General features: G+C 63.9%; 20 protein-coding genes and 1 pseudogene. 14 read left to right on the top strand and 7 right to left on the bottom strand.

What is annotated here, in order from left to right; all coding sequences use genetic code 11:
* Positions 1–5: 5 nt before the first annotated feature.
* Genes BQ8482_RS07715 through apnL form a run of 5 tightly spaced genes read left to right on the top strand, consistent with a single transcriptional unit; the run spans position 6 to position 6,162 of the window.
* Positions 6–680 carry a DUF2291 family protein gene (locus tag BQ8482_RS07715; protein WP_123146918.1) on the top strand — a complete coding sequence of 225 codons (675 nt, stop codon included), beginning with the start codon at positions 6–8 and terminating at the stop codon, positions 678–680.
* On the top strand, positions 677–2,233 hold the full coding sequence (locus BQ8482_RS07710; RefSeq protein ID WP_123146917.1) for a sugar ABC transporter ATP-binding protein: 1,557 nt from the start codon (positions 677–679) through the stop codon (positions 2,231–2,233). Before BQ8482_RS07715 ends, BQ8482_RS07710 begins: the two co-directional genes overlap by 4 nt.
* Positions 2,226–3,290, top strand: a complete 1,065-nt coding sequence (locus BQ8482_RS07705; protein WP_123146916.1) for an ABC transporter permease — start codon at positions 2,226–2,228, stop codon at positions 3,288–3,290. The genes BQ8482_RS07710 and BQ8482_RS07705 overlap by 8 nt, the downstream gene beginning before the upstream one ends.
* Positions 3,290–4,327, top strand: coding sequence for a Gfo/Idh/MocA family protein (locus BQ8482_RS07700; protein WP_123146915.1), 1,038 nt, complete (start codon positions 3,290–3,292; stop codon positions 4,325–4,327). The genes BQ8482_RS07705 and BQ8482_RS07700 overlap by 1 nt, the downstream gene beginning before the upstream one ends.
* Positions 4,324–6,162 carry a D-apionate lactonase gene (gene apnL / locus BQ8482_RS07695; RefSeq protein WP_123146914.1) on the top strand — a complete coding sequence of 613 codons (1,839 nt, stop codon included), beginning with the start codon at positions 4,324–4,326 and terminating at the stop codon, positions 6,160–6,162. The genes BQ8482_RS07700 and apnL overlap by 4 nt, the downstream gene beginning before the upstream one ends.
* 1 nt (position 6,163) lies before the next feature.
* Here apnL and BQ8482_RS07690 read toward each other — a convergent pair whose 3' ends face one another.
* On the bottom strand, positions 6,164–6,877 hold the full coding sequence (locus tag BQ8482_RS07690) for a transcriptional regulator NanR (protein ID WP_123146913.1): 714 nt from the start codon (positions 6,875–6,877) through the stop codon (positions 6,164–6,166).
* 140 nt (positions 6,878–7,017) lie between these two features.
* Here BQ8482_RS07690 and oiaX point away from each other — a divergent pair, with 140 nt between their 5' ends.
* The 8 genes from oiaX (at position 7,018) to dhaL (ending at position 16,551) form a co-directional block, all read left to right on the top strand.
* Positions 7,018–8,268 (top strand): 3-oxo-isoapionate-4-phosphate decarboxylase OiaX, encoded by a 1,251-nt coding sequence (gene oiaX / locus BQ8482_RS07685; protein WP_123146912.1) that lies wholly within the window; start codon positions 7,018–7,020, stop codon positions 8,266–8,268.
* A 13-nt stretch (positions 8,269–8,281) separates the two neighbouring features.
* A complete protein-coding gene (locus BQ8482_RS07680; RefSeq protein ID WP_123146911.1) occupies positions 8,282–9,616 on the top strand; it encodes a four-carbon acid sugar kinase family protein in 1,335 nt (444 codons plus the stop codon).
* Positions 9,617–9,784: 168 nt separating this feature from the next.
* Positions 9,785–10,669, top strand: a complete 885-nt coding sequence (locus BQ8482_RS07675; protein WP_123147452.1) for a helix-turn-helix domain-containing protein — start codon at positions 9,785–9,787, stop codon at positions 10,667–10,669.
* Positions 10,670–10,759: 90 nt separating this feature from the next.
* A complete protein-coding gene (locus tag BQ8482_RS07670) occupies positions 10,760–11,419 on the top strand; it encodes a 2Fe-2S iron-sulfur cluster-binding protein (RefSeq protein WP_123146910.1) in 660 nt (219 codons plus the stop codon).
* A 3-nt stretch (positions 11,420–11,422) separates the two neighbouring features.
* Positions 11,423–12,409, top strand: a complete 987-nt coding sequence (locus BQ8482_RS07665) for an FAD binding domain-containing protein (RefSeq protein ID WP_123146909.1) — start codon at positions 11,423–11,425, stop codon at positions 12,407–12,409.
* Between the two features lie 9 nt (positions 12,410–12,418).
* The gene (locus BQ8482_RS07660; RefSeq protein WP_123146908.1) at positions 12,419–14,707 is read left to right on the top strand and encodes a xanthine dehydrogenase family protein molybdopterin-binding subunit; all 2,289 of its coding nucleotides are present in this window, start codon (positions 12,419–12,421) and stop codon (positions 14,705–14,707) included.
* Between the two features lie 180 nt (positions 14,708–14,887).
* A complete protein-coding gene (locus BQ8482_RS07655; RefSeq protein ID WP_208867599.1) occupies positions 14,888–15,901 on the top strand; it encodes a dihydroxyacetone kinase subunit DhaK in 1,014 nt (337 codons plus the stop codon).
* 11 nt (positions 15,902–15,912) lie between these two features.
* Entirely contained in the window at positions 15,913–16,551 is a 639-nt protein-coding gene (dhaL, locus tag BQ8482_RS07650) for a dihydroxyacetone kinase subunit DhaL (RefSeq protein ID WP_123146907.1), read from the top strand.
* A 6-nt stretch (positions 16,552–16,557) separates the two neighbouring features.
* Here dhaL and derI read toward each other — a convergent pair.
* From derI to BQ8482_RS07635, 3 genes and pseudogenes are all read right to left on the bottom strand, one after another.
* Positions 16,558–16,986 (bottom strand): annotated as a pseudogene (gene derI / locus BQ8482_RS07645) (D-erythrulose-4-phosphate isomerase); the annotation flags it as partial.
* Positions 16,987–17,014: 28 nt separating this feature from the next.
* Positions 17,015–17,773, bottom strand: a complete 759-nt coding sequence (locus BQ8482_RS07640) for a triose-phosphate isomerase (protein ID WP_123146906.1) — start codon at positions 17,771–17,773, stop codon at positions 17,015–17,017.
* Between the two features lie 9 nt (positions 17,774–17,782).
* Complete coding sequence (locus BQ8482_RS07635) at positions 17,783–18,550, bottom strand: DeoR/GlpR family DNA-binding transcription regulator (protein WP_123146905.1); 768 nt, start codon at positions 18,548–18,550, stop codon at positions 17,783–17,785.
* A 292-nt stretch (positions 18,551–18,842) separates the two neighbouring features.
* On the opposite strand from BQ8482_RS07635, the gene fba reads away from it, so the two are divergent.
* Positions 18,843–19,907 carry a class II fructose-bisphosphate aldolase gene (fba, locus tag BQ8482_RS07630; protein WP_123146904.1) on the top strand — a complete coding sequence of 355 codons (1,065 nt, stop codon included), beginning with the start codon at positions 18,843–18,845 and terminating at the stop codon, positions 19,905–19,907.
* A 210-nt stretch (positions 19,908–20,117) separates the two neighbouring features.
* On the opposite strand, the gene BQ8482_RS07625 is transcribed toward fba, so the two are convergent.
* Genes BQ8482_RS07625 through BQ8482_RS07615 form a run of 3 tightly spaced genes read right to left on the bottom strand, consistent with a single transcriptional unit; the run spans position 20,118 to position 23,666 of the window.
* The gene (locus BQ8482_RS07625) at positions 20,118–21,059 is read right to left on the bottom strand and encodes a sugar phosphate isomerase/epimerase family protein (RefSeq protein ID WP_123147450.1); all 942 of its coding nucleotides are present in this window, start codon (positions 21,057–21,059) and stop codon (positions 20,118–20,120) included.
* Positions 21,059–22,576 carry a glycerol-3-phosphate dehydrogenase gene (locus BQ8482_RS07620; protein WP_123146903.1) on the bottom strand — a complete coding sequence of 506 codons (1,518 nt, stop codon included), beginning with the start codon at positions 22,574–22,576 and terminating at the stop codon, positions 21,059–21,061. Before BQ8482_RS07620 ends, BQ8482_RS07625 begins: the two co-directional genes overlap by 1 nt.
* 49 nt (positions 22,577–22,625) lie before the next feature.
* The gene (locus BQ8482_RS07615) at positions 22,626–23,666 is read right to left on the bottom strand and encodes a 2-hydroxyacid dehydrogenase (RefSeq protein WP_123146902.1); all 1,041 of its coding nucleotides are present in this window, start codon (positions 23,664–23,666) and stop codon (positions 22,626–22,628) included.
* Positions 23,667–23,675: the final 9 nt, after the last annotated feature.

Below are 23,675 nucleotides of genomic sequence, written 5' to 3'. Positions count from 1 at the left end.
CCGACATGTTGAACAAGCAGACTTGGCCGACCGTTGCCTGGCCGATCCTCGCCGCGCCGATGCTTGCCGTTACCGTCGGCATCAGCCTGACCGCCTGCAAGATCCTGCCGACACCATCCGGAGAGAACGACGGCAAAGCGCCGGCCTTCAATGCGGACAAGATGGTCGGGGATATCTGGGCTGCCAAGGTGGTGCCCTATCTCCAGCAGAAGGCCGGACTGTTTCCCGAGGTTCATGCCCTGGCGAAAGCCGATCCAGCGGCTGCCGGCGCCAAGTATGGCAATCCGAAGAAGCAGGCGAACTCGCCATGGACCTTTGCGGTTCACCTCGAAGGCAAGGTGGTCACGGCGAATACACAGTCACGCGCGGCGACCATGGACGTCGATGCCGACGGCGACGGCAAGGCGGATGCGCGGGTGCAGATCGGACCGGCGATGCGTGGCACCGCGCTGCGCGACAGTCTCGACTTCATCCAGTTCAACGATTTCACCAACCAGATCGACTTCGCCCAGTTCGGCAAGGCGTTCAACATCTATGCCGACAGGACAGTGCTTTCCAAGCTGCCGCGCGAAGCGCTGGAGGGCCGGAGCGTTAGGGTTGTCGGCGCCTATGCCATGGGCAGCGGCCAGGACCTGCCGCTGGTGACGCCGGCGGAGGCAGAGATCGGGCCGAAGCCATGAATGCCGCCATCGATCACGATGTCATCCTGAAACTGGAAGACGTCTCGAAGGTTTACTCGGGCACCGTCGCGGTCAAGCGCGCGAATTTCGAGGTGCGCAAGAGCGCGGTCAACGTGCTGGTCGGCGAGAACGGTGCCGGCAAATCGACGCTGATGAAGATCATCGCCGGCGTCGAACAGCCGACGCTCGGCCGCATTCTCCTGGAGGGCGAGGAGGTTTCCTTCTCATCGTCGGGGGACGCGGTGAGCCGCGGCATCGGCATGGTGTTCCAGGAGCTGAACCTGTTCGGCAATCTCACGGTCGCCGAGAATATTTTCGCCACGCGCGAGATCACCAACCGGTTCCGCAAGATCGACAGCCGCGAACAGGAGCGCCGCGCGGCGGAATTTCTCGAGCGCCTGGAAGCCGGCATCCGGCCCGATATGCTGGTCGAGGATCTGCGCATCGGCCAGCAGCAGCTGGTCGAGATCGCCAAGGCGGTTTCGCTCGATGCGCGGATCCTGATCATGGACGAACCGACCTCGGCGCTGAGTGCGGCGGAAGTCGAGATCCTGTTCAAGGTGATCGCCGACCTCAAGGCCCGCGGCGTGGCGATCGTCTACATCTCGCACCGGCTCGAGGAGCTGATCCGCATCGGCGACTACATCACCGTGCTGCGCGACGGCCGCATCACCGGCCAGGAGAAGATGAAAAACGTCGACACGCAATGGATCGTGCGGCAGATGATCGGCTCTGACGCCAAGGACTTCGCCAAGGCCGACGGCCATGTTCCGGGCGAAGAGATCTTCCGCGCCGAGGACATCTGCCTGCCGCGCGTGACCGGCGGGCTGGCGGTCGATCATGTCTCGCTGTCGCTGCGTGCCGGCGAGATCCTCGGCATCTACGGCCTGATGGGTGCCGGACGCAGCGAGCTGTTCGACTGCATCATGGGACGCCACGGCCATGCGACTGGAGCGATCTTCATCGCCGGCAAGAAGGTCAGAGAGCGCGACACGACGCGGCGGATCCGGCGCGGGCTGGCGCTGATCCCCGAGGACCGCCAGCGCGAAGGGCTGGTGTCGATCCTCTCGGTCGCCAGCAATCTGACGCTGGCCAGCCTGTCGCGGTTTGTCCGCCTGTTCCATATCAGCGGTGCCAAGGAAAACCAGGCCGTGGCGCAGATGGTGCGGGAACTGGCGATCAAGGTCGCCGACCCGGCACAGGAGGTCTCGTCGCTGTCGGGCGGCAACCAGCAGAAGGTGGTCATCGGCAAGGCGCTGCTCACCGGACCGAAGGTGCTGTTGATGGACGAACCGAGCCGCGGCATCGATGTCGGCGCCAAGGCCGACGTCTTCCGCACCATGCGCAAACTGTCTCGCGACGGGCTGGGCATTCTGTTCGCCACCTCCGATCTCGACGAGGTGATGGCGCTGTCCGACCGGATCGCGGTGATGAGCAATGGAAAACTGACCGGCATGTTCGATCGCGCCGAGGCGACGGAGGCGGCACTTGTCGCCGCATCGGCGCTTGGCCACGGGCCGGTCCCGCACACGGAGAGCCACGCCCATGACTGACATCCCGGCCAAGGCTTCAGTTGCCTCCGCCTCGAGCGGCTCCGTGCTGCTGACGCTGATGAAGGCGAGGACGTTCATCGCACTGATCGCCGTCCTGATCTTCTTCTCGATCGCAGCACCCAATTTCCTGTCGGCCGCCAACCTGATCCTGATGTCGAAGCATGTGGCGCTGAACGCATTCCTGGCCATGGGCATGACCTTCGTCATCATCACCGGAGGCATTGACCTGTCGGTTGGTTCGATCGTCGGCCTGTGCGGCATGGTGGCCGGCTATCTCGTGCTCAACGGCATCGACCTGCAGGTCGGCTACACGATCTATTTCAACGTCTTCGAGATCGCACTGATCACACTTGCGGTCGGCATACTGATCGGCGCCGTCAATGGATTGCTGATCACCAGGCTGAATGTCGCGCCGTTCATCGCCACGCTCGGCGTGCTCTATGTCGCGCGCGGCCTGGCGCTGCTGTCATCCGATGGCCGCACCTTCCCGAACCTTGTCGGCAAGCCCGATCTGGGTACGACTGGGTTCGGCTTCCTCGGCGCCGGCCGGCTGCTCGGCCTGCCGGTCTCGATATGGATTCTTGTCGTCGTAGCAGTTGGGGCGGCCTATCTCGCCAAATACACCCCGCTCGGCCGCCACATCTTCGCCGTCGGCGGCAACGAACGGGCGGCGCGGATTTCGGGCGTCAGGGTCAATATGGTGAAGATGTTCGTCTACATGTTCTCCGGCTTCTGCGCGGCAATCGTCGGCCTGATCATCTCGTCCGAACTGATGGCCTCGCATCCGGCGACCGGCGAAAGCTTCGAACTCAACGCCATCGCCGCGGCGGTGCTCGGCGGCACCTCGATGTCGGGCGGCCGCGGCACGATCGGCGGCACCATCGTCGGCGCCTTCGTCATCGGCATCCTTTCCGACGGGCTGGTGATGATGGGGGTGAGCTCGTTCTGGCAGATGGTGATCAAGGGCCTGGTCATCATCGTCGCCGTCGTCGTCGACCAGGCGCAGCGCCGGCTGCAGAGCCGCGTGACACTGATGCAGATGGCAAAGGCGGGCTGATGGCGGCGGAACTGCGTGGAGCGCTGATCGGCTGCGGCTTCTTTGCCGTCAACCAGATGCACGCCTGGCGCGACATCGCCGATGTCTCGATCGTCGCCGTCTGCGACCGTGACCCGGAACGGCTCACGGTTGTCGGCAACCAGTTCGGTATTGCGCGACGCTACACCGACGCGGCAGCACTTTTTGTCGGCGAAAGCCTGGATTTCGTCGATATCGCAACCACCGCGCCGAGCCATCGCTCGCTCGTCGAGATGGCGGCACGGCACGGCGTTCCGGCGATCTGCCAAAAGCCATTCGCGCCATCGCTTGCCGACGCCAAGGCCATGGTGAAGGCATGCACCGATGCCGGCGTGCCGTTGATGGTGCATGAAAATTTTCGCTGGCAGTCGCCGATCCAGGCGGTGCGTGCCATGCTCGACAGCGGCGACATTGGCACGCCCTTCTTCGGACGGATCTCGTTCCGCTCGGCCTATGACGTGTTTTCCGGCCAGCCCTATCTGGCGACGGGAAAGCGCTTCATTATCGAGGACCTCGGCATTCATAGTCTCGACATCGCCCGCTTTCTGTTGGGCGACGTTTCGACGATCACGACACGAACCGCTCGCATTAATCCCAACATTGCCGGCGAGGACGTCGCTACCATGCTGATGGACCACAAGAGCGGCGCAATGTCCGTGGTCGATTGCAGCTATGCGACGAAGCTCGCGACCGAGCCGTTTCCGCAGACGCTGGTCGAGATCGATGGCAGCGACGGCACGATCCGGCTCGAGCAGAATTACCGGCTCACCGTCACTGGCAGGAACGGAACGGCGGTCAGCGACGTCTCGCCGCCGCTGCTGCCCTGGGCATCGCGCCCATGGCATAACATCCAGGAAAGCGTCGTCGCCATTCAAAAGCACTGGGTCGACTGCCTGGCGAACGGGACCGAGCCGGCAACCTCGGGAGCGGACAATCTTAGGACTTTGGCGCTGGTCGAGGCCGCCTATGCGGGTGCTGCGAGCCGGAAACCGGTGCAGCTCGACGCTTTGCTGAGATGATCGCCGACGCCTTCCTCCTCTATGGCACGCCCGCGGTCAAAGCCGAGCCGGTCAGGCTCCGCGCCGGCGCGCTCAGCGCCGACTTCGTCAACGGCAATCTGCGCACCATCCGCCATGGCGGCATCGAAGTGCTGCGCGCCATCGCCTACATCGTCAGGGATCGCGACTGGGGCACCTACGAGCCAGCGCTCACGGACCTGACCATCGACCAGGGTGCCGACAATTTCTCCGTCTGCTATTCGGCAAGTTGTGTCGGACCGCGGCGAAGCCGACTCGACTTTCGCGCGACAATTAATGGTTCTGCCGACGGCCGTCTGGTCTTCGACGTTAGCGCGCTTCCCGAAAGCGATTTCGAAACCAATCGCTGCGGTTTCTGCATCCTGCATCCGATCGCCGGCCTGGCCGGCAGCCCGGTCACGGTCGAGCACACCGACGGCAGCGTAGCGGAAACAAAGCTTCCGCTGCTGATCGACCCCTGGCAGCCTTTCAAGGATCTGCGCGCCATCACCCATGAGGTTCGGCCCGGCGTTACCGCCGAATGCCGAATGGAAGGCGACTCGTTCGAGATGGAGGACCAGCGCAACTGGTCGGATGCCTCCTACAAGACCTATGTCCGGCCGCTCGCGCTGCCATGGCCCCATGTACTGCGTGCTGGCGAGACCGTGCGCCAGACGATCAGTCTGCGTGTGACCGGCGACGGGAAAGTGCCGGCTGCCGCAGCAACCGACGAACCTGTCCGCGTCGTGCTCGGCGAAGCCGGACCGCTACTGCCGGACGTCGGCGTCATCATCTACCCGGGCGACGTCGATGCCGCGCTTGCGAACCTGCCGGCACTGTCCGCGCTTGGCCCGCAACAGCTGATGTTCCACTATGATCCGACGCGCGGACACGGCCTCGACGCCTTGCAGTCCTATGCCCGGCTCGCCGCAGCCTGCCCGGCCAATACGACGCTCGAATGCGTCGTTTCCTGTGAGGGTGACCTCGATGCCGAGCTTTCAGGCGTCGCCGACGCGGTGCGACAGGCCGGGCTGAAGCTCTCGGCCATCGCCGTTTCGCCCTCGGTCGACCGGCAGTCGACGCCGCCGGGCAGCGCATGGCCTGAATGCCCGCCGCTCGAAGACGTCTATGCCGCGGCGCGGCGGGCCTTCCCCGACATCCGCCTCGGCGGCGGCATGTTCAGCTATTTCACCGAACTCAACCGCAAGCGTGTTCCCGCCGACCTGCTCGATTTCGTCACCCACTGCACCTGTCCGATCGTGCACGCCGCCGACGATCTCAGCGTCATGCAATCGCTGGAGGCGCTGCCTTTTATCGTCGCCTCGGTGCGGGCGATCTTCGGGGCAAAACCCTACCGGATCGGCCCGTCGACCATCGCCATGCGGCAGAACCCCTATGGCGGCGCGACCAAGGCTAATCCGCATAGTCAGCGCATCGCCATGGCCGACCGGGATCCCCGCCACGCCGGCCTGTTCGCGGCAGCATGGACGATCGGCTACGCCGCGCGCGTCGCGCCGGCCGGACTGGAGATGCTCACGCTGTCCAGTTTTACCGGATCCTTCGGCGTGCTGGCGGCATCCGGGGAACCCGTCGGCGAAGGTGACGCCAGGCCGATCTTCCGGGCCGTGCAGGGGCTTTGCGAACTGGCCGGCTTCAGGCACGTGGCGGCGAGGACGAGCGATGAGACGCGGGTGCTCACGCTGGCCGCCCGTTCTCCCGCGGGCAAGACCGTCATGTGGCTAGCGAATCTGACGGCGAGCGAAGTGACGGTTGATATTTCCGGGTTCGAACGACGCCACCTTGTGATGACGCCTTACGCGATCACCCGGATCGGGTGAATCAGCTGCCGGAATTCATCACATAGAGCGCGCGTGAGCGCTCGAGGTGCTTGATCATCGCCTTTTCGGCGCCGTCCGCATCCTTCTGCTCGATGCGCCCGATGATCTCTTCATGCTCGGTCAGCGTGAACTTTTCCTTGCCGGTCCAGATCAGCATCTCGGTGTGATATTCCTTCAGCCAGCCAAGCATCGCTTCGCTGACCGCGACATAAATCGGGTTGCCGGATATTGCCGCGATCTGGGTATGAAACTTCATGTCAGCGGATATGAAGGCCTCGGAATCGCCGCGGAAGCTCCGCTGTTCGGCAACGGTTGCCCGCAGCCGCTGAACGTCCTCTGCTGTGGCCTTTTCGGCGGCTTCCCTGACCATGCCGCGCTCGAAGAAGATACGGGCATTCTTGAGGTGCTCCAGCGTGTCCTTCGACGACGACAGGATGATCTTGGCCGCGCCGTCGACCTGTTTGATGATCGACTTGGCGGTCAGCTGGAGCACTTTCGCCCGCTCGCCATGCGAGATCGCGACGAGACCCATATTGCTCAACGCCTGCATCGCTTCGCGGATCGCCGGCCTGCCGACCTCGAAGCGTTCCATCAGCTCGCGCTCCGACGGCATGTCATCGCCCGGCTGCAATTCGCCGCTGGTGATCAAGCGCTTCAGTCTCAAAAATACTTCGTCGGAAAGTTTGCGCCGGACGATCGGCTCCGAACGGTTCATCGTCGCGAATCACTCCCTTGACCGGTCTCGTTTAGCATTGCCATCACGAATCCCGGAATGCCTGCCGAGCAGGATATCGCTTGCAATACTTATGTACTCATTATACCAGATTTCCAGGATCAGGGAATTTTTTTCGAACTATGATCACCCTCACCTACCGCATCGAAACCTCAGGCAGCATCGAGGCGCTGGCGGCCAAGATCGCCAGCGACCAGTCGACGGGAACCTTCGTCGCGCTGGCCGGCGAGACCGAGGAGCTCAAGGCGCGGGTAGCGGCGCGTGTTCTTGCGATTAGGCATCTGCCGGACGCCGATCGCCCGTCCCTTCCCGAAGCCGGCGACGGGCCTTTCAAGCGCGCGGATGTCGATATCGCGTTTCCGCTCGATGCCATCGGCACCGACCTTTCGGCGCTGATGACCATCGCCATCGGTGGCGCCTTTTCGATCAAGGGCCTGTCCGGCATCCGCGTCGTCGACTTGAAGTTGCCGGACGAATACCGGGAAGCGCATCCGGGCCCGCAATTCGGCGTCGCCGGCAGCCGCCGGCTGACCGGCGTCGAGGGCCGCCCGATTATCGGGACGATCGTCAAGCCGGCGCTGGGGCTGCGCCCGCCCGAGACGGCGGAGATGGTCGGTGAGCTGATCGCCGCCGGCGTCGATTTCATCAAGGATGACGAGAAGCTGATGAGCCCGGCCTATTCGCCTCTGTCGAAACGGGTGAAAGCGATCATGCCGCTCGTCCTCGACCATGAGCAGAAGACCGGTAAAAAGGTCATGTATGCCTTCGGCATCTCGCATGCCGACCCTGACGAGATGATGCGAAACCATGATCTGGTGGCGAAGGCCGGCGGCAATTGCGCCGTGGTCAACATCAATTCCATCGGCTTCGGCGGCATGGCCTTCCTCAGAAAGCGCTCCAGCCTGGTGCTGCACGCCCACCGCAACGGCTGGGACATTCTCACCCGTCACCCCGGCCTCGGCATGGATTTCAAGGTCTGGCAGCAGTTCTGGCGGCTGCTCGGCGTCGATCAGTTCCAGATCAACGGCATCGCTTCGAAATACTGGGAGCCGGACTGGTCCTTCATCAGTTCCTTCGAGGCGGTGACCACGCCGATCTTTTCGCCTGATGATTGCGCGCTGCCGGTCGCCGGCTCCGGCCAGTGGGGTGGACAAGCCCCCGAAACCTACCGGCGAACCGGCCGAACGATCGATCTTCTCTATCTCTGCGGCGGCGGCATCGTCAGCCACCCTGACGGACCGGGCGCCGGCGTGCGCGCCGTGCAGCAAGCCTGGCAGGCGGCCGTCGACGGCATACCGTTGGCGGACTTCGCCCTGAGCCAACCCGAACTGGCGCGGTCGATCGAGAAATTCGGCGACGGCAAAGCGTCCTGAGCAAAGCGACGCAATGCGAAACCTGCTCCTGAGCTATTATGGCGATGATCTCACCGGCTCGACCGACGTCATGGAGGCGCTCGAGCTCGGCGGCGTGCCGACCGTGCTGTTCATGCGTCAGCCGGACGAGGCTCTGCTTTCGCAGTTCAGGCATTGCCGTGCCATCGGCCTGGCCGGCACCAGCCGAAGCGAGACGCCGCAATGGATGGACACGCATCTGCGCGGCGCCTTCGCCTGGCTGAAGACCCTGAACGCCGAGATCTGCCACTACAAGGTCTGCTCGACCTTCGATTCCGGCCCGGCGATCGGCAGCATCGGCCGGGCCATCGAGATCGGCCGCTCGGTGTTCAGCCAGGACAGCGTGCCGCTGGTGGTCGGCGCGCCGCAGCTCAAGCGCTATACCGCCTTCGGCCATCTGTTTGCGGCTTACCGCGAAAGATATTACCGCATTGATCGCCATCCCGTGATGAGCCGCCACCCGACCACGCCGATGGATGAATCCGATTTGCTGATCCATCTGTCGCGGCAGACGGATCTCGCCTCAGGGCTGATCGATCTCGCGACGCTGCAGTCGGCGTCCCGCTCGGAAGCGTTCGATCGCTTGCTCGCCGATGGCACCAACATCGTGCTTTTGGATATCGCCAGCCTGGAAACTCAGGCGCTTGCCGGCAAGGAGATATGGCGCGTTCGCGGGCCGGGCGGCACTTTCGTCGTCGGCTCTTCGGGCATCGAATATGCGCTGCTGGCCGAATGGGCCGCCAACCGGACCGTCCGTGCCGAGCCCAGCTTTTCGCCGCCGGGTGCAGCCGACCGGATCGCGGTGGTCTCGGGTAGCTGCTCGCCGACAACGGAACGACAGATCCGGCACGCGCTGACGGACGGATTCGACGGGATCGAGGTGGATCCTGTCGAACTGGTCTCGGAAGGTTCCGACAAGGCGATTACGCGCGCGGTTTCCGCCGGCCGCGCCAGCCTGGAAGCCGGGCGCAGTGTCGTCCTCTACACGGCGCTTGGACCAGCAGCCGACCGGAGCGCCGAAATCGACCGGCAGGAAGGCGCCCGCCACAAGCTTGGCCGCGGCCTCGGCGAACTTCTTCGCGAGCTGACGATCGAGCAGAAATTGCAGCGCGTGGTCATCGCCGGCGGCGACACGTCGAGCCATGCACTCGGCCAGATGGGTGTCGATGCGCTGACGGTGCGAATGCCGCTGCCCGCGTCGCCGGGCTCGCCGCTCTGCGTCGCCCACTCGCGCGTCAAGGCGATCGACGGATTGGAGGTTGCCCTCAAGGGTGGCCAGGTCGGAACCGATCGCTATTTCTGCGCCATCCGCGATGGGCTCGGCGGCTGACAGAAGGCACCCGGATCTGCCTGATCTCACGACTTCTTGAACACGGCGCGGTTACCAACGCACGATGCCTGCCCCACATAAGGCGCCGTATGCGTAGCGGCGGGGCGGCGCACAACGCTCAAGCCGGGGCTGGCCACGGCTCCGCGAGTGAACCAGCGGGATACCGCGATGTCATTCAGACCGTTGCTTGGTGACGGACGGGTTCGGAGCCAGGAGGAGAAGTCGGAGCCCCTGCAAACCGCGTCATGGGGCAGTTCCTCGATCGTTTTCGACAATCGGCGATGGGCGTGCCGGGAGGCGGAGCTCCGCTGGACAGCCCCTCATCATCTGATCGTGCTGACCGAAGAAGGCGGAACCTCCCACACGTCTATCCGGCACGAAGCTAGATCCCTGTACGACGGCATGGACCGGCCCGGAGCCCTCACCTTCGTCCCCGCAGGCGCGGAGCGGCAGGGCTTCTATCGCGATGTAAACCTCTCCTATTCAGCCTTGTGGATCGATCCCGATATCAAGCTTCCTGGCTGCGAACGCCTGAGAGACCTGCCCATCCTAGTGAACAGGAAAGACGTGGTGATCGCCACGCTGCTGAGTTCGCTTCGCGACGAGATGGCACTCGGTCACAAGCCGGACACCGCCTATGTCGAGCATCTGGTCGCCCTCGTCAGTCTCCGCGTGGCCAACCTGAACCGGGAGCAACCCCCGTCTATCCGTAACGGCTGTCTCAGCCGTCGCGCGCTTGGTCGAGTTCGGGCTTACATCGATGCCCATATGAATTCCGACGTTTCGCTAAGCGAGTTGGCGGCTGTCGCGGACATGGCCGTCGACAGTTTTGCACGCCGATTCAAGGCGACGACCGGCCTTGCACCCTATGCCTATGTGATCGAGGAACGGGTGCGACGAGCGGAGATGCTGCTGCGCGAAACGGGTTTGTCGATCGGCAGCATTGCCTTTCGGCTCGGCTTTTCAAGCCAGAGCCACTTCACCACGACCTTCCGGCGTCTCAGGGGCATGACGCCTCGGGCCTATCGGGTGAATTCTTCTCCGGAATCCTGATATTGCCGCCGGTTTCTTGAAAGAAAGCCGCCGCGCGGGTCCCCACCTCCAGTGTCGATGAGTGACAGAACTGCGACTGGGAGATCATGCATGGCCAAAACAGACAGAAGGAGCGGGCCGACGCGTCGAACGGTGCTGGAGGGCGGGGTGGCGACCGGCGTGCTCCTGGCAACCGGTATACCGGTTGACGCCGAGCCGGTCGACACCATCACGGCGGCAGCATCGCCCACGCCGGCACCGACGATGCCGATGTCCCTGCGGATCAACGCGAAGGATATTGCCGTCGAGCTCGACCCGCGGACGACGCTGCTCGACGCGCTGCGCAATCATCTCAGCCTCACCGGCTCGAAAAAAGGCTGCGACCACGGCCAGTGCGGCGCATGCACGGTGCTCGTCGATGGCCGCCGGATCAATTCCTGCCTGACGCTTGCCGCAATGCATGAAGGCGACGAGATCACCACGGTCGAGGGCCTTGCCGAGGGCGACCGGCTGCATCCGGTGCAGGCCGCCTTCGTCACCCGCGATGGTTTCCAGTGCGGCTACTGCACGCCGGGCCAGATCTGCTCCGCCGTCGGTATGCTGGGCGAGGCCAGGGCCGGCTGGCCGAGCCATGCGAGCGCCGACGTGGCGGCGACTTCCGTCGCCCTCACCGATGCCGAGATCCGCGAGCGGATGAGCGGCAACATCTGCCGTTGTGCCGCTTATCCGAACATTGTCGCTGCAATCCGCGACGCGGCAGAGGGGGCGTGAGCAATGCAGTCCTTCACTTATGAACGTGCGGCAAGTGCTGAGCAGGCAGCTGCCGCGGTCGCGGCCCGGCCGGACGCCAAGTTCATCAGCGGCGGCACCAATCTGCTCGACCTGATGAAGCTCGAGATCGAGCGCCCAGCGCATCTCGTCGACATCAGCCGGCTGCCGCTCGATCGAATCGAGGAAACGGCGGCAGGCGGGCTTCGGGTCGGCGCCCAGGTCCGCAACAGTGATCTTGCCGCCGATCCGCGGGTGAGATCGCGCTATCCGATGCTCACTCAAGCGCTGCTGGCGGGAGCATCCGGCCAGATACGCAACAAGGCCTCGACCAGCGGCAATCTCCTGCAGCGCACGCGCTGCCCCTATTTCTACGACCGCAACATGCCTTGCAACAAGCGCGAGCAAGGTTCGGGCTGCGCGGCGCTGCAGGGCTTCAATCGCATGCACGCCGTACTCGGCGCGAGCGAAGCCTGCATCGCGGTCCATCCCTCCGACATGGCCGTCGCCATGGCCGGGCTCGACGCCAGGATTGAGACCATATCGCCCGGCGGCGAGACCCGCACGATCCCGATCGGCGATCTCCATCGATTGCCCGAGGCGACGCCGCATGTGGAGACCGCGCTCGGCCACGGCGAGATGATCGCCGCGGTCACCCTGCCGCCGCCGCCGCCCGGCCGGCAGGTTTACCGCAAGGTGCGCGACCGTGCTTCCTACGCCTTCGCGCTGCTGTCGGTGGCGGCAATCGTCGAGAAAAGCGGCGATCGTATCCGAAGCGCTCGGATCGCCATGGGCGGCGTGGCAGCGAAGCCATGGCGCGCAACGGAGGCGGAGCGCATGCTCGCAGGAGCCGCGGCGTCCGACGGCGCCTTTACCGATGCGGCCGAAGCCGCGCTCGCCGGAGCCGTCGGGCATGGCGGCAATGATTTCAAGATCCCGCTGGCGAAACGGACGATGCGGCACACGCTCGCTGCTGCCGTCGAAAGTGCGTGAGGTAACACGATGACAGAGACGAGGACCAGCGAGAACCGTCCTTCCGAAACACGCAGCGGCGTCATCGGGCGCCCGATCGACCGCATCGACGGTCCGCTCAAAGTGACAGGCGGTGCCACCTACGCCTACGAGAATGCACTGGATGGCACAGCCTATGGCTATATTCTCGGCGCCGCCGTCGCCAAGGGGCGCATCGCCGAGATCGACACGGCCGAAGCCGAACGGGCGCCGGCAGTTCTGCTGGTCATGACGCACCGGAATGCGCCGGCCCAGCCGGATTTCGGCCCGGCGGTCACGCCGACGGTGCCGGAGGTCTTCACGCGCGCCCGGCCCGCGCTCAACAGCGAGCGGGTGCGCTATTACGACGAGCCCGTCGCGCTGGTCGTTGCGGAGACGTTCGAGGCGGCACGTGCTGCCGCCGGCCTCATCAAAGTGCGCTACGACGAGGAGCCGGGCCTCTACGATTTGCCGGCGCATGTGGCCGACGCCTACGCACCAAAACGGACCAATGCCGGCTTCGAGACCGACAGCGTGGTCGGCGACTTCGAGAGCGCCTTTGCCGCGGCTCCGGTCAAGGTCGATGTTACTTACCGGACGCCCTTCGAACATCACAATCCGATGGAGCCCCATGCGACGCTCGCCGCCTGGTCAGGCAACGAGCTGACGATCCATACATCGGCGCAGACCCTGGCGAATTTCCGGGCGGGGGTCGCCAGCACGCTTCGCATCCCGCCCGAGCGCGTGCGCATCGTGAGCCCGTTCATCGGCGGCGGCTTCGGCTCCAAGCTGATTGCCCATGCCGATACGATCCTGGCCGCGCTTGCAGCGCAGGTCCTGCAGCGTCCCGTCAAGATCGCGCTGACGCGACAACAGATGTTCGCCAATGCCGGTCATCGCGCAGAGATGATCCAACAGGTGCGTCTCAGCACGGACACCGACGGCCGGCTCACCGGGATCGCGCACGACGTCTGGTCGGCAACGTCCAGCTTCGAGGAGTACTGCGAGCAAACGGCAGTTTTTGCCCGCTCGCTCTATGCGGCGCCGAACCGGGTCACCCGCCATCGCCTGGTTCCGCTGGATATCAACCGCGGCGAATGGATGCGTTCGCCCGGCGAAGCGCCCGGCATGCTGGCTTTCGAATGCGCCATGGATGAGCTCGCCGAGCGGCTCGGCCTGGACCCGATCGAACTCAGGATCCGTAACGAACCGGCACAGGATCCCGAGCGCGGCGTGCCGTTCTCCACCCGCAACCTCGTCGCCTGCATGGAGGAAGGCGCCCGCCGTTTCGGTTGGCAGCGGAGAAACCCGACGCCGGGCAGCACCCGAGAGGGCCGCAAGCTCATCGGCTACGGCATGGCGGCGGCGATCCGTCCGAACTACATCGGCGCGGCGACGGCGCGGGTTGCGATCGACCGGGACGGCCGGGTGACGGCGCGGCTCGACATGACCGATATCGGGACCGGCACTTATACGATCCTGACCCAGATCGCTGCGGACAGCCTCGGCCTGCCGATCTCGTCCATCAAAGTGGAGCTTGGCGACAGCCGCTTCCCGCGGACCGCCGGCTCCGGCGGGTCCTGGGGCGCCGCGAGCGCGGGGTCGGCGCTGCACAACGCCTGCACCGCCCTCAAGGAACGGATCCTGAAGGCGGCGCAGTCGAGCGAGGCCTCACCGTTGCGTGGTGCGAACGCCACCGAGGCAAGCTTTGCTAACAGCGAGGTGAGGGTCGGCCAGAGGTCGGCAAGTCTGGCCGATCTCATCCGGCGGGTCGCTCCCGACGGGTTCGAGGCCGAAGGCTCGATAGCCGCAGGCGCTACCACCCAGTCATACAAGGCTTACTCGCAGCATTCCTATGGCGCGCATTTCGCCGAGGTCGCAGTCGATTGCGATACCGGTGAGATCCGCATGCGCCGGATGCTGGCGGTGATGGGCACGGGCCGTATCCTCAACGCCAAGACTGCGCGCTCGCAAATCATCGGCGGCATGACCTGGGGGATCGGTGCGGCGCTGATGGAACAGACGGTGCTCGACCGGCGCTATGGCCACTTCGTCAATCACGATCTTGCCGAGTATCACGTCCCGATCAACGGCGACGTCCCTGAGATGGAGGTCGTCTTCCTCGAGGAGCATGACGACAAGGCCAATCCACTTGGCGCGAAGGGACTCGGCGAGCTCGGCGTCTGCGGTGCAGGGGCTGCAGTCGCCAACGCCATTTACAACGCAACCGGCGTGCGAGTGCGTGAATTTCCCATCACCTTGGACAAGCTGCTGCCTGCCTTGCCGGTGATCGCCATTTGACGGGGCAAGTTATCAGCTCTTCCCACCGCTTCTTCTTCGGGCACTTCAGGGGCAAAAGAGGCAGCAATGCCTGCGTGCAGATCCTGGCGCGCGGGACGCATTGCCGCGTGAAATGTCCATGCCCGGGTGGAAATCCCGGTAACACTCTGTACTATCTGCGAAAATATCGAAATCGGGAGGATGCAGGTGCAGACCAAGAAGATCGTCAACGACGGCAACCGCACTGTCGACGAGATGCTGGAAGGCATCCTGGCCGCGCATCCCCGCCATCTCAAAAGCGCGGAGGGCAGCCCACGCTCGATCATCGCCCGCGATGGACCTCGCCAGGGCAAGGTCGGCCTCGTCATCGGCGGCGGCTCCGGCCACGAGCCGACATTCCTCGGCTTCGTCGGCAAGGGGCTGGCCGACGCGGCGGCAATAGGCAACGTCTTTGCGTCGCCGCCGCCGGACCCGATCCTCGAATGCGCCAAGGCGGCCAGCGGCGGCGCCGGCGTGCTGTTCATGTACGGCAACTATGCCGGCGACGTGATGAATTTCGATATGGCCGCAGAGATGGCGGCGATGGACGACATCGAGGTGCGCACGGTGCTGACCACTGACGACGTCGCATCGGCGCCGCGTGACCAGAGGCAAAAGCGCCGTGGTGTTGCCGGCAATTTCTTCATCTTCAAGGCTGCGGGTGCCGCCTGCGACCGGATGCTGTCATTCGACGAATGCCAGCGTATCGCCAGGAAGGCCAACGATCACACCTTCACCATGGGCGTGGCGCTGTCGCCCTGTTCGCTGCCGCAGACCCGCCGGCCGAATTTCGAAATCGGGCCCGACGAGATGGAGATCGGCATGGGCATCCATGGCGAGCCGGGCATCGCGCGCGGAAAGCTGAAAACGGCCGACGAGATCACCGATGAGATGCTGGACAAGATCCTCGACGAGATGGCGCCGGCGCGTAGCGACAAGGTCGCCGTGCTCGTCAATTCGCTCGGCTCGACGCCGCTGATGGAGCTCTACATCATGAATCGGCGCGCCAAGCAGAGGCTCGATGACATCGGTGTGTCAGTTCATGCAACCTGGGTCGGGAATTATTGCACCTCGCTCGAAATGGCCGGCGCCTCGGTGACGCTGATGCATGTCGACGGCGAATTGCAGACGATGCTCGACCATCCTTGCGACTGCGCCATGTTCCGCGCCGGATGAAAGTAGCATCCATGACATCCATCGATACGGCCGGCTTGAAAACAATGTTCGATGCGATCGCTGTGGCGATCGAAGTCGACAAGGACCGGCTCTGCCAGCTCGACGGCGTCATCGGCGACGCCGATCACGGCATCGCCATGGCGCTCGGCTTCGGTGCGGTGCGCGATGCGCTGGCGCCGCTGGACCTTTCGGCGACCGAGCCGACAGCTCTCCTCAACACCGCGGCGAAATCGTTCCTCAACGCCGTCGGCGCTTCGTCAGGCCCGCTCTATGCGACCGCCTTCATGCGCGGCGCGGCCGCCGTCAAGGGCAGGGCGACCTTGGCGGGTGCCGATTTCATCGCCCTGTTCCAGGCGATGGCGCAAGGCATCCAGGATCGCGGCAAGGCGGAGATCGGCGAAAAGACGATGGTCGACGCCTGGCTGCCGGCGGCGCAAGCCGCCACCGCCGCGCATGCCGCCGGCAAGACCCTGTCCGAAAGCCTGGCAGCAGCCCTCGAAGCAGCCGAACGGGGCGCCGAGGCGACCAAGGATATGATCGCCGCGAAGGGCCGCTCGTCGCGGCTCGGCGAGCGGTCACTCGGGCACGTGGACCCTGGCGCCGCGTCGGCAGTCACCGTCATCGGCGCAATGCGGAAAAGCTTGGCTTAGCCCAGCTGCATCGAGCCTGTCGATCGCCTGGACATTGCCGGCCGACGGTCCCTTTTCGTCGAACTCCGATGCGAGCCAGGCGTCGACGATCGACTTGGCCAGTTCCGGGCCGATGACGCGGGCGCCCATGGTGATGATCTGGGCATTGTTGGATTTGGCCGCGCGCTCCGCCGAATAGGTGTCATGGGTGAGTGCTGCGCGAATGCCGGGCACCTTGTTGGCCGAGATGGAAACGCCGATGCCGGTGCCGCAAAACAGAATGCCGCGATCGTTCTCGCCGTCGAGGATGGTCTGGGCGAGCTTCTGCGACAGGTCGGCATAGTAGCCCGCCTGGCTGAGGTCGCTGACGGCGAGGCCGGGTTTGGTGGCGAGATGCGCGGCAATGACGTCGAGCAGCGGTCTGCCGGCACTGTCGGCTCCAATGGCTATTTTCATTTTTTCTGTCCTTTCCTATTCGATTGATTCAGATCGCCGCCGAGGCGCGTTGAAGGATGTCGATGTAACCATCCGCCTGCCAGGCGGAGCGGCCAATGAACAGCCCGTCGATATGAGGCTGGCCGATCAACTCGGCGGCATTTTGCGGATTGACGCTGCCGCCATAAAGCACCGGCGGTATGGCCGGCAGAAGATCGCCGGCGATCTTCTTGATCAGCCCCTGCTGCCTATCGGCATAGTCCGCACTTGCCGGAATGCCCTTGTCGCCAATCGCCCAGACCGGTTCGTAAGCAAACACGATCGTCGCCGCCTTTGCCTGGCCTTCGAGGTATTGCAGCGCGCCATGCACCTGCATGGCCAACACCGCGTCGGCCTGGCCGCTGTTGCGTTGCGCCAATGTCTCGCCGACGCAGATGAGCGGCACAAGCCCGTGCTTCACCGCCGCGGCGGTCTTGAGGCCGACCGCATGGTCGGTCTCGCCGAAATGCTCGCGCCGTTCGCTATGGCCGAGCTCGACGAGGTCGAGCCCGCAGTCTTTCAACATCACCGGCGAGATCTCGCCGGTCCAGGCTCCGGCGTCGGCCCAGTGCATGTTCTGGGCGCCAACCTTGACCCGCGTCGTCGCTAACGCTTTCTTGACCTCGCGGACCGCCGTGAAGGGCGGGATAACGAAGGGCTGGATGCGGTCGTCGAGACCGGGAACGAATCCCGCCAGCGCCTTGGCGAAGTCAGTCGCCTCTGCAAGCGTCTTGTTCATTTTCCAGCTTGTGCCGACCCAGTAAACCACGCGTCCTCCTCAATCCTTCTCGACGACCGTTAGCGAAACACCGGCGGCATCCAACGCCTCGCGCATCTGCGGTCCCAGTTCGCGACCGGTGAAGACGGCGTCGAACGCCTTGAGATCGGTCAGGAAATGCAGGGCCGTGCGGCCGAACTTGCCGTGATCGACCAGCAGATATTTGCGGGCGGCGGCGGCCATCATCAGCCGCTTGGTGTGGACCACTTCCTGGTCCTGGTGGAAGGCGGAAGCGCCGTGGATGGCCGACGACGACAGGAAGGCCACATCGGCGCGCAACGATCTCAACGTGTCCTCGGCAAGCAGGCCGAAGAAACCGTGGAACTTCTTGCTGTACTGGCCACCGAGCGCGATCAGGGTGATCCCTCCAACGCCGGCCAGATCCTGGATGACGGCCAGATTGTTGGAGATCACGGTAAGCGGGCGGAGATCCGCAAGGTGGCGCGCAATGCCGCCGGCCGTCGAGCCGTCGTCGATGATCACCGTCTGGCCCGGTTCGATCATCGCCACGGCAGCAGCGGCCAAACGCTGCTTCTCCTCACCGGCCTGCTTCTGACGGTAGCGGAAATCGCTCTCGAAAAGGCCGCTCGGCTGGATCGAAGCACCGCCGCGCACCTTGCGCAGGAAGCCGCTTTCCTCAAGCTCGTCGAGATCGCGATGCACGGTCATCTTCGACACGCCGAAGCGCGTGGCAAGCTCATCGACACTGGCCGTGCCAGTGTCCATCAGAAAATCCATGATGCCTTGCCGCCGGCCGTCGCTCTTCATTGCCCAGCCTGTTTCCTGAATTCCGGTCCGCTGCGAATCCGCGGTGGCGGAAACGGCGAGCCAAAGCCATTATAACAGAGGAAATCGCATAGGTATCTAAATTTTTGTGATCATGTTACATTTCTTTGGTATATTATTCGCTTTTGATTGCTGTCTTGTAACAAGAATTGCTCCCGGCGCCTTGGCCAAAGGTTGCGGTTCTCCGGAAATCCGGCCAGAAGCATCAGTGGGCTGAACGACGAACGAACGGCTCGCAACCATAGGCTTGAAACCAAATACGGGAGACCATTGGGTGGCTCGCATCACATTGAGACAATTGCTCGACCATGCCGCCGAACACGGCTATGGCGTGCCTGCGTTCAACATGAACAATATGGAACAGGGCCTCGCCATCATGGAGGCCGCCGAGGAGACCAAATCGCCTGTTATCCTGCAGGCGAGCCGCGGCGCCCGCGCCTATGCCAACGACGTCGTGCTGGCCAAGCTGATCGACGCACTGGTGGAAATCCACCCCGATATCCCGGTCTGCATGCATCTCGACCACGGCAACAACGAAGCCACATGCGTGACCGCGATCCAGTATGGCTTCACCTCGGTGATGATGGACGGATCGCTGAAGGAAGACGGCAAGACGCCGGCCGACTACGATTATAATTCCGGTATCACGCGGCGCGTCGTCGATATGGCGCATTGGGGCGGCGTGTCGGTGGAAGGCGAGATCGGCGTTCTCGGCTCCCTGGAGATGGGCGGCGGCGAACAGGAAGACGGCCACGGCGTCGAAGGCGCCGTCAGCCACGACCAGTTGCTGACCGATCCGGAGCAGGCGGTGCAATTCGTCAAGGACACGCATGTCGACGCGCTGGCCGTCGCCATGGGCACCAGCCACGGCGCCTACAAGTTTTCGCGCAAGCCGGACGGCGCGGTTCTGGCCATGAATGTGATCGAGGAGATCCATCGCCGCCTGCCGAACATGCACCTCGTCATGCACGGCTCGTCCTCGGTGCCGGAAGAGCTGCAGGAGATCATCAACAAATATGGCGGCCAGATGAAGCCGACATGGGGTGTGCCGGTCGAGGAGATCCAGCGCGGCATCAAGCACGGCGTGCGCAAGATCAACATCGATACCGACAACCGCATGGCGCTGACCGGTGCGATCCGCAAGGTGCTGACCGAGAACCCGAGCGAATTCGACCCGCGCAAATATCTGACGCCGGCAATGGCCGCCATGAGGAAGCTGTGCAAGGAGCGCTTCGAGCAGTTCGGCACCGCCGGCAATGCGTCGAAGATCAAGCCGCTGCCGGTCTCGGAAATGGCCAAGCGCTACAAGTCGGGCAGTCTCGACCCGAAATTCGGCTGAGTTCTGACCAAGCACTCCCGCTTTCGCATGTGAGGCTCCCCCTCATCCGGCCGCTTCGCGGCCACCTTCTCCCCGCTGGGGAGAAGAGGCTTAGCGCCAACGCTGGCGATCTCCTCTCCCCTCGGGGAGAGGTCGGATTGCCCCGAATTGCCCTTCGCAATTCGGTTGGCAATCCGGGTGAGGGGGATTCGTCCAAATGCCCCGCCGGTTCTACTCGGTTCGCGGTAAAATCGCCGCCCTGCCGGTCTCGATAAACGGCGCCCAGTAGTCGACCGACTCGCGGATCATGGCGACGACTTGGTGGTCGACCGGCTCGCGTTCGCGAAACGACAGTTCGAGGCAGATCTCGTTGTCGACGCCGCCGCCGCGGCGAACCGTCTCCAGAAGCTTTTCCGGCGTGATGCGGCCGTCCTTGTTGTAGGCGGCGATGAACGGCCAATGGCCGCCTTTGTTCATCGACGACTGTTTGATGTGGATGATCGGCGATACCCTGGGAAAGGCTTCGGCCCAGGCATAGGGATCGATGTCGACCGGGTTGTTCGAGGTCACGTCGCCATGGTCAATATCGACCATCATCTTCAACGGAATGGCCATGCCGGCTGCTTCGATCTGGTTGTGCAGTGCCCAGCAACTCTCGATCGTATGGCCGAATTCGCGGCCGACCGACATCGGCTCCCAAAACAGATAGGTTAATCCGGCTGTCTTGGCGTGCTCGGCGACCTCGCGCCAGCATTCCAGCGCGATGTCGAAAAGCGGCTCACGACGCTCGGGATCGTCGAAATCCCTGTGCGTGAAGATCGCGAACTGGGTGCCCATGCCGCTGGCGCCGAGCTCGGCCGAAATGTCGGCAAAGGTCTTGAACCAATCGACGTAGTAGCGGCGCACGTCGGCGTCGGGATGGCCAAAATGGTTGAGCCGCCCGTAGGGGCCGGTCATGCCGGATGTCACGCGCACACCGGTGCGGTCGAGCGCGGTGCGGAATAGGCGGATGAATTTCGAGATCGTCGTCGCCGGCCAGCCGGGATTGACGAATTCATGCGTGAGCTGCACGTCCCGGATGCCGATGTCGTAGGCGATCGCATCGATCAGATCGTCCGGTTCGGCGAAACGGTTGACCAGCGGATTGGTGTTGAGGGAAAGCGTAAAGGCCATCAGCTTGCTTTCATCAGCCGGCTCGCACACCAGTCCTCGAAGGCGGCTCTTTCTGCGGCGGACAGATGCAGGCCGTGCTTGGTGCGCCGTTCGAGAATATCGGCAGCGGTCAGCGCCCATTCGTGCTCGAACAAATAATTGGCTTCGCGTTCGAAAAAATCCTTGCCGAAGCCCCGCCCCAGATCGGTGGGCGACCTGGCCGCCCCGACCAGAACGCGCGTCCTGGTGCCGTAGAGCCGGCCATAGTGCTTGACCAGCGATGCCGGCATCCAGGGATATTCGCGGCCGAGATCGCCGAGAAACTGCTCGAAATCCGCATTGGCGATATCGCCACCCGGCAGGTAGCCTTTCGACGTCCACGGCTTGCCCATTTTCGGAAAGAACGGGGCGATCCGGTCCAGCGCGTGCTCGGCCAATTTGCGGAAGGTGGTGATCTTGCCGCCGAAGACGGAGAGCAGCGGCGCCTGCCCGACGGAGGCGTCGAGCTCGAAAATATAGTCGCGCGTCACCGCGCTCGGATTGTCGGCGTTGTCGTCATAGAGCGGCCGGACGCCGGAAAACGAGTAGATGACATCGCTATGGGCAAGTTCGCGCTTGAAGTACCGATTGACGATCCTGATCAGATAGTCGACCTCGCTGGTATCAGCCTTCACATCTTCCGGCCGCCCGTCATAGGGAATGTCGGTAGTTCCGATCAGGGCCAGATCGTTCTGGTAGGGATTGATGAAGATCACGCGCTTGTCGCTGTTCTGGACGAGATAGGCCTGCCGCCCTTCCCAGAATTTCGGCACGACGATGTGGCTGCCCTTGACCAGGCGGACGTTTCGTTTGGAGTTCTGGCCGGCCACGCGGTTGATGATGTCATTGACCCAGGGGCCGGCGGCGTTGATCAGTGCCCGTGCCCGAACCGTCGTCCTGACGCCGGTTCGGCTGTCGCGCATTTCGACCGACCACAGGTCGTTTTCACGGCGGGCGGCGGTGCAGGCGGTCCGGGTAAAGACCTTGGCTCCCCGTTCCGCAGCGTCGAGCGCATTGATGATGACGAGACGGGCGTCGTCGACCCAGCAATCGGAATATTCGAAACCGCGCTTGAACGCATCCTTGATCGGGGCGCCTTCGGGCGCGGTGCGCAGGTTAAGCGTGCGGGTGGCCGGCAGCCGCTTGCGGCCGCCGAGATGGTCGTAGAGGAACAGGCCGAGCCGGACCAGCCAGGCAGGCCGGTCGTCCGGGCTGTGCGGCAGCACGAAGCGCATCGGCCAGATGATGTGCGGAGCCGATTCAAGCAGCACTTCGCGCTCGATCAGTGCCTCGCGCACCAGCCGGAACTCGTAATATTCGAGATAGCGCAGGCCGCCATGGACGAGCTTTCCCGATCGCGAACTGGTGCCTTCGGCCAGATCGTCCTTCTCGCACAGAATGACGGAAAGCCCGCGGCCAGCCGCGTCGCGCGCGATGCCGGCGCCGTTGACGCCACCGCCGATGACGAAGAGGTCGACGATTTCAGTGGCGCCATTCATCTCGCCGGGTCCTCAGTGCCTCGATTGTGCTTCATGGCTGCCGCGACCTTCAGCATGGGTTGACCGGTGGGAGCCCGGCGATGAAGCGGCGCACCTCTTCGGCCGCCTGCTCGGCGGCAAAAGTCACCGTGCGCACAGAAGCGCCGGCGATATGCGGCGTCAGCGTGACGTTCGGAAGCTGCAGCAGCGGCCAGTCCGCAGGCACCGGCTCGACCGCGAACGTCTCCAGCATGGCGCTGCCGATATGGCCCGAGACGAGCGCATTGTAGAGCGCGTCGTAGTCGACCAGCGGCCCGCGCGCGGTGTTGATGAAAATCACCCCCGGCTTCATCCGGGCGATGGTGTCCTTGTTGATCAGGCCGCGGGTCTCCTCGGTCACGCGAGGATGAAGCGTGATCACGTCGGAGCGGGACAGAAGCTCGTCCAGCGCGACCAGTTCGACGCCGGCATTGCGGTCTTCGGCGCTCAGCTGCACATAGGGATCGGTGACCAGGATGCGGCAGCCGAAAGCGCGCAACAGGCGGACGACCTTGGTGCCGATGTTGCCGTAGCCGATGACGCCGACAGTCATTTCGTTGAGCTCGCGGCCGGTACGGTCGGCCCGGTAGAGATCGCCGCGCCATTCCCCCTTGCGCAAGGCTTCGTGCCCGACCCGGATCAGCCGCGTCTCGGCAAGGATGGCACCGATGGTGAACTCGGCCACAGCACTTGCATTGCGGCCGGGCACATTGACGACGGTGATGCCATGGGCCTTGGCGGCAGCCATATCGATGTTGATCGGGCCGCCGCGCGAGACCGCAACCAGTTTGAGTGTGGGCAAGCGCTGCATCATGGTCTCGGAGAGCGGCGCAAGCTGGGTGACGAAAATCTCGGCGTCGCCAATGAAATTGACCACCTCGTCCGGATCGCCAAAATACTCCTTCACCTTGTCGAGGCCGAGCGCCGCATTGCCGAATTCCATCGGCTTGTCGGGCCAGGCAGCCTCAAGCGTACGGATGTCGAGATTGCCGCCGCAGGCCTTCTCGATTTTCTCGCGAAACACCTCGGGAAGCATGAAGCGGTCGCCAATGATTGCAATCTTCTTACGCATCCTCGACTT

The organism is Mesorhizobium delmotii, from assembly GCF_900149755.1.
GTDB lineage: Bacteria > Pseudomonadota > Alphaproteobacteria > Rhizobiales > Rhizobiaceae > Mesorhizobium > Mesorhizobium delmotii.
This window is presented reverse-complemented; position numbering and strand designations above follow the sequence as displayed.